The sequence below is a fragment of the Nocardia sp. NPDC052112 genome, from assembly GCF_040680135.1.
Lineage (GTDB): Bacteria > Actinomycetota > Actinomycetes > Mycobacteriales > Mycobacteriaceae > Nocardia.
This window is the reverse complement of the sequence record NZ_JBFAWD010000005.1, coordinates 146848-153048: the sequence shown is the minus strand read 5'-3', so window position 1 is coordinate 153048 and position 6201 is coordinate 146848. Positions and strand designations below refer to the sequence as shown.

The 6201-nt window shown below is 66.7% G+C and carries 7 protein-coding genes; 5 read left to right on the top strand and 2 right to left on the bottom strand.

The genetic code is table 11. The features are described 5' to 3' along the window. Positions 1–60: 60 nt before the first annotated feature. From rsfS to AB0L58_RS11595, 5 genes are all read left to right on the top strand, one after another. The gene (gene rsfS, locus AB0L58_RS11615; protein WP_364385024.1) at positions 61–498 is read left to right on the top strand and encodes a ribosome silencing factor; all 438 of its coding nucleotides are present in this window, start codon (positions 61–63) and stop codon (positions 496–498) included. After that, positions 495–1154 (top strand): histidine phosphatase family protein, encoded by a 660-nt coding sequence (locus AB0L58_RS11610; protein WP_364385021.1) that lies wholly within the window; start codon positions 495–497, stop codon positions 1152–1154. The genes rsfS and AB0L58_RS11610 overlap by 4 nt, the downstream gene beginning before the upstream one ends. 424 nt (positions 1155–1578) lie before the next feature. Continuing rightward, complete coding sequence (octT, locus tag AB0L58_RS11605; protein ID WP_364385639.1) at positions 1579–2361, top strand: diglucosylglycerate octanoyltransferase; 783 nt, start codon at positions 1579–1581, stop codon at positions 2359–2361. A gap of 3 nt (positions 2362–2364) precedes the next feature. Continuing rightward, entirely contained in the window at positions 2365–3207 is an 843-nt protein-coding gene (locus AB0L58_RS11600; RefSeq protein WP_364385018.1) for a DegV family protein, read from the top strand. Positions 3208–3528: 321 nt separating this feature from the next. Next, positions 3529–3975, top strand: a complete 447-nt coding sequence (locus AB0L58_RS11595) for a hypothetical protein (RefSeq protein ID WP_364385015.1) — start codon at positions 3529–3531, stop codon at positions 3973–3975. Between the two features lie 3 nt (positions 3976–3978). Here the strand turns inward: AB0L58_RS11595 and thrS are convergent, their stop codons facing one another. After that, the gene (thrS, locus tag AB0L58_RS11590; RefSeq protein WP_364385012.1) at positions 3979–5187 is read right to left on the bottom strand and encodes a threonine--tRNA ligase; all 1209 of its coding nucleotides are present in this window, start codon (positions 5185–5187) and stop codon (positions 3979–3981) included. Positions 5188–5405: 218 nt separating this feature from the next. Next, complete coding sequence (locus tag AB0L58_RS11585; protein ID WP_364385636.1) at positions 5406–6164, bottom strand: NAD(P)H-binding protein; 759 nt, start codon at positions 6162–6164, stop codon at positions 5406–5408. Positions 6165–6201: the final 37 nt, after the last annotated feature.

The following is a 6201-nucleotide window of genomic DNA, read 5'->3' as shown; positions in this document are numbered from 1 at the left end:
AGCCGAAGGTGCAGCCGCATGTGCGGTCATGCCGGAGCCGAGCGCCAGCGAGGTGGAGGCATGAGCGCATCTGTCGAGTCGGTGGAGATGGCGCAGGTCGCCGCGCGCGCGGCGGACGAGAAGCTGGCCACCGACGTCGTGGTGCTCGACGTGTCCGAACAGTTGGTGATCACCGACTGTTTCGTGATCGCTTCCGCGCCGAACGAGCGTCAGGTCAATGCCATCGTCGACAATGTCGAAGAGAAGCTTCGGCTGGCCGGACACAAGCCGGTCCGGCGCGAGGGCACCCGCGAGGGGCGGTGGGCACTGCTGGATTACGTCGATGTCGTCGTGCACATCCAGCACAATGACGAGCGCAATTTCTATGCACTGGAACGGCTCTGGAAGGATTGTCCGGTGGTTCCGGTGGACGGGATCGCGGCCGGGACCGACGTGTTCAAGCACACCGAGTCAGAGGGTGTCGCGGTGCGTGGTGAAGCGGGGGAAGGCAGCGAGTGAGCAAGTATGCCGGCGTCCGCACGCTGATCCTGTTGCGGCACGGGCAGACCGAGTGGAATGCCACCGACCGAATGCAGGGGCAGATCGACACCGATCTCACCGAGCTCGGTCGTCGTCAGGCGAAAGAGGCCGCACGCGAACTGGTTTCGCGCAATGCGATCGCCATCGTCTCCTCCGATCTGCGGCGTGCCTTCGATACCGCCTCGGCACTGGCCGACCACACGGATCTGCCGGTGGTCCCGGATCCGCGGCTGCGGGAAACCAACCTCGGCGACTGGGAGGGCTTGACCCATCTGGAGGTCGACGCCGACTATCCGGGCGCGCGGGTGTCCTGGCGCCTGGATGCGGCCTACACCCCGCCGGGCGGTGAGAGCAAGCTCGAGGTCGGCGCTCGGTCACTACCGGTGGTTCGAGAGTTGTTCGCCGAGCGGCAGGATTGGCCCGGTCGGACTATCATCCTGGTGGCGCACGGCGGGCTGATCGCCGCCCTCACGGCCGCGCTGCTCGACCTGCCGCCGCGGAACTGGCCTGCCCTGGGGGGTTTGGCCAATACCAGCTGGGTACAGCTGAGCAGTCACGGTCCGAGCATCGATCAGCCCGGTTGGCGCCTGGATGTGTGGAATGCAGCGGCGAAGGTGGCCCCGGATGTCCTCTGAAGAACCGGTTCGGCAGGTACCGGACGAATTGTTCCGTCGGGTTTCGGCGAAGCCCGAACGGGCGATCCCGGACGCGCTATTCGGACCTCCCCCGGTAAAGACGGTCGAGCCGGAGGAACCGGCCGATTCGCAGACGGCTGAGTCCGACAGCGACGAAGCCGCCGCCGACTCCGGGGAAGATAGCGAGGAGCCCTCCGTGCCCGCCGCCGTGTCCGGATCCGGTGTGGAGCCAGCGGAACCGGCAAGTGAACCACCGGAAGGCGTTGTGGCAGTTTCCGATACGAATATCGCAGCGTCGACCGATGAGTCGGGGATCGGCGCTGCCTCCACAGATGAGTCCATAACTCCCGCAGCGGAATCCGCGCCCGATGTTTCGGCCGCCGTTTCGGCGAGCGGTGACGGGTCCATTGTCACAGTGGACTCGATGGTCGACGATCCCGAATCGGTTATCGGTGACGAGGTTCCGGCCGCCGCGGCGGATCCGGCCTCGACCGATGAATCGGAGCGCCCGGTGCTGCTGGTGATCGCGGACTCGCTGTCCTACTTCGGTCCGAAAGGCGGCCTGCCCGCGGACCATCCGAAGATCTGGCCGAACCTGGTCGCTGCCGAACTCGATTGGGATGTCGAGCTGATCGGGCGGATCGGTTGGACCTGCCGGGACGCGTACTGGGCGCTGATCGGCGATCCCCGGGTCTGGGCCGCGGTACCGCGCGCGGGTGCGGTTGTCTTCGCGGTCGGCGGTATGGACACTTTGCCCTCGCCGCTGCCGACCGCGCTGCGCGAGTTGATCCGCTATGTGCGTCCCCCGGCGCTGCGGCGCGGGGTCCGCGGCACATACAACTGGCTGCAGCCCAAGCTGTCGAAACTCGGTCGCCCCGTGGCCTTGCCGCCGAAGGTGAGTGTGGACTACCTGGAACAGGCGCGCGAAGCGCTGGCCCAGCTGCGTCCGGATCTGCCGGTCGTCGCGGTACTGCCGTCCGTGCACGACTGTGCCGCCTACGGGCATGTGCACAGCGGCCGAGAGCCTGCCGTCAAGGCGCTGCGCGCCTGGTCGGCCGCGACCGCCGTTCCGCTGGTCGATCTCGCGGAAGCGGTGCGCGAGGATATCTTCTCCGGCGACGCGAATCCGGACGGCATCCATTGGGGTTGGGCCGGACATACCGCGGTGGCGAATGCGATGGTGAAGACCTTGCAGGAGGTTCGGTAGTCCGTGGCCGTTGTGGTCGTCACCGATTCGTCCGCCAGCCTCCCTGCCGAACTTGTCGATGAGTTGGGCATTGCCGTTGTCCCGCTGCATGTTCTGGTCGGCGACCGCACCATCCGCGAAGGTGTCGACGCCATCGATATCGACTACGGCTCCGATACCGTGACGACCTCGGCCGCCTCACCCGGTGAGCTGCGCGCGGCCTACGAGCAGGCCCTCGACCGCAGCAATGAGGACGGCGTCGTCGCGGTACATCTTTCGCGCCAACTCTCCGGCACCTGGGAAGCGGGACGACAGGCGGTCCGCGATATGGACGCCACCGATCGGGTCCGGCTGGTCGATTCACTCGGCGCCGGTCTGGCCACCGGCCTGCCGGTGCTCGCCGCCGCCCGCCGCGCGCGCAGCGGCGCGACGTTGAATGTCGTCTATGACACCGCCGTCGCCGCGGCCAGCCGATCACGCACCTTCATCCTGGTGAACCGCACCGAACAATTGCGCCGCGGCGGCCGATTGAGCAGTGCCGCGGCATTTTTCGGCAGCGAACTGGTGAGCAAGCCGCTGCTGCAGATCGTCGAGGGCCGCTTGGAACTGCGCGAAAAGGTTCGGACCCGCTCCAAGGCCTACGCCAAACTCGTTGCGGCAGCGGTGGATGCGGCCGGTGACGACGGCGCCGCCGTCGCGGTGCAACACCTGGGCGCCGCGGACGCCGCTGATACTGTTGCCACTCAACTACGCGAGTTGGTGCCCGGTATCGGTGAACTGATCATCGCGGAATTCGGGCCGACTCTCGGCGTCCACCTCGGCGTCGGTGCTGTCGGTGTACTGGTCGTCCCCGGCGGCTGTGCCTGATCGGCTACGGTTCAGCACGCGCGGATGTGCCGCATCTCCGGTCGAATGGCGTGGTAGGCGTAATAATTTCTGCGTGATCGCAACCCCTTCGGTCGGTGCCGGAGGTGACTAACGTCGCGGCATGACGAGTTGCGCACTACGAGGGCGCTGAACTGATCGCCGATGTCACGATCCACGATGTGTGGCGGGGCCGCAGGGCGGCCGCGCTCGACCCGACCTCGACAGCGGGATATTGCCAAGTGCCGCAGGGGTTCTCGGCGATATCGAGCACGCTGGCGGAGCTTCGATATCGAAGCGCGGCACGGAAGTTATGGTGAGGATGTGGGAAACGAATGTCCGATCTGCAATAAGCATCGGGGGATCGGCGCGCTGGTCGGTCCGGTGCTCTATGCGGACGACCTGGTACTGGTGACGCATCGGCCACTCACCGAGGGCACGCCGGTGCCGGGCTACCTCTTCGTGGAGACCCGGCGGCACGCACCGACGTTATCGACGCTGACCGACGCCGAGGCGCGGGCCGTGGGCTGGGCCGCTCGACGCGCCGCGCACGCCTTGCACGTCGAGCTGGCACCGGAATTCGTGTTCTCCGCGATCACCGGACTGAGCGTGGCGCATTTCCATCAGCACGTATTCGCTCGTCCGCACGGCACCCCCGCCTCGGTACCGTGGACGAACGCCGATGCGTGGCCGGACGCGCCCCACATCGATGCGTGCGCACTCGACGAACTGTGTGATCGCTTGGCGATTCACTTCGTGACCGAGCACTGAAGGTCACAGCAGGGTGCTGTGTGTGGCGATGAGTTCGGTTATGCGGGAGAGCAATTCGTCCGCCCGCATCGGTTCGAGACGACGTCCGTCCCGAAGCCGCACCGCGACAAGATCATTCGCGACCTCCTTCGGGCCTATCACGACTTGATAGGGGACCAGGCGTTTCTGGCGAATGCGCGCGCCGAGACTGCCGAGTTCGTGATCGGAGATCTCGGCGCGCAGCCCCTGCTCGCGGCAGCGTTCGACGAGCGCTTCGGCGGTTGGCGCCTCGGCCGCCGAAACCGGCAGGACGACCAGCTGAGTAGCGGCCAGCCAGGCCGGAAACGCTCCGCCGTGCACCTCGATCAGATGCGCCACTGCCCGCTCGACGCTGCCGATAATGCTGCGGTGCACCATGACCGGGCGGTGTTTGGCGCCGTCCGCACCGATGTAGTGCAGATCGAACTGCTCCGGCTGGTGGAAGTCGACCTGCACGGTGGAGAGGGTGAATTCGCGGCCCGCGCTGTCGGCGAACTGGATATCGACTTTGGGGCCGTAGAACGCGGCCTCGCCCTCGGCGGCTTCGTATGGCAGGCCGGAGCGGTCGAGTACGTCGGTGAGCACAGCGACCGACTGCTGCCAGAGTTCGGGGGCCGCCACGTACTTTCCACCCGGTCCGGGCAGTGAGAGGCGGTATCGGGTGGGCCGGACGCCCATGGCCGCATGCGCCGATCGGATCAGTGCCAGCGCGCCCGCGACCTCGTCGGCGACCTGAGCCACGGTGCAGAAGATGTGTGCGTCATTGAGCTGGATCGCGCGGACCCGGGTGAGTCCACCGAGTACGCCGGACAGTTCCGAGCGGTACATCCCGCCCAATTCGGCCATCCGCAAAGGCAATTCGCGATAGCTGTGCGAGCGGGAGCGGAACATCACCGCGTGATGCGGACACAGGCTCGGGCGCAACACCACCTGTTCGCCGCCCAACTCCATGGGCGGGAACATATCGTCACGGTAGTGCGACCAGTGCCCGGAAATTTCGTAGAGCTCTCGCTTTCCGAGCACCGGTGAGTACACGTGTCGGTACCCCGCCCGTCGCTCCGCGGTGCGAATGAATTCCTCGAGTGCGTGACGCACGGTGGCGCCATCGGGCAGCCAGTACGGCAGGCCGGATCCGATCAGTGGGTCGGTATCGAACAGGCCGAGCTCGCGGCCGAGTTTGCGGTGGTCGTGCATGGGATCTCCTCGCGGACAGCGGGCGAGTGACCACAAGACGAAGCCCCGGGCACTCGCCCGGGGCTTTCGATCAGGACAGCAATCAGCGCGCCGGGACGGTCTCCGGCGTCGTCGTCACAGCAGCGCGCTTCATATGCGTCACGGTAGCAGAACCGTGGCAGCGCTGGCACCTCGATTTCCTGCGGTTCAATAATCCTGACGTGCCAGGAAATTCGCTGTCACACCTGCTCTGCGAGGAAGTCTTCCCAGGTGAGCTTGCCGACCGTCGCGCCATCGATGCTGAGATTCTCCTTGGCGCGGTATGCGCGCCCGACCTTGCCCGGCACCGGTACCGGCAGGAATATCCGCCGCTTGCCCTCGGCCTTCAGGTAGCCGCGGATCAGCTCGGCCATCGAGTACACCGTCGGTCCGACCAGATCGGGCACCCGCCCGGCCGGTGCGCCCTGCGCCAGCTCCACGAGCCGTGCGGCCACCTCCCGCGAATCGACCGGCTGCCACAGCACCGCGCCGGGCGCCGGGACGATCGGGCTCTTCGCCATCGCCCGCGCGGTCTTCAGAGCGAGATCGTGGAACTGGGCCGCGCGCAGGATAGTGAACGGGACGCCCGATTCGATAATGGCCTGTTCGGCGGCGAACTTGGCCCGGAAGTAGCCGATGGGCAGCTTTTCGGCACCGACCACGCCGATATAGACGAGGTGCCGCACGCCCGCCGCGGCGGCGGCGTCGACGAGGTGCCGGGTCGCCACATCGTCGCCCTTGGGGCCGCCCGCCAGGTGCAGGATGATCTCGGCGCCGTCGACGGCGGCCTCGACGCCGGTGCCCGCCAGCAGATCTCCGGTCACGAACTCGATGCCGTCGGTCGATTCGTGGGTATTGCGGCTGAGCATTCGAACCTCGAGGCCGGCTTCGACCAGCAGCGGTGTGACATGGTTGCCCAGCGTGCCGGTGCCGCCGGTCAACAGGATGGTCGTCATGATTCCTCCAAAAGTTCGCCGGGGCCGATGTCAGCAGCCA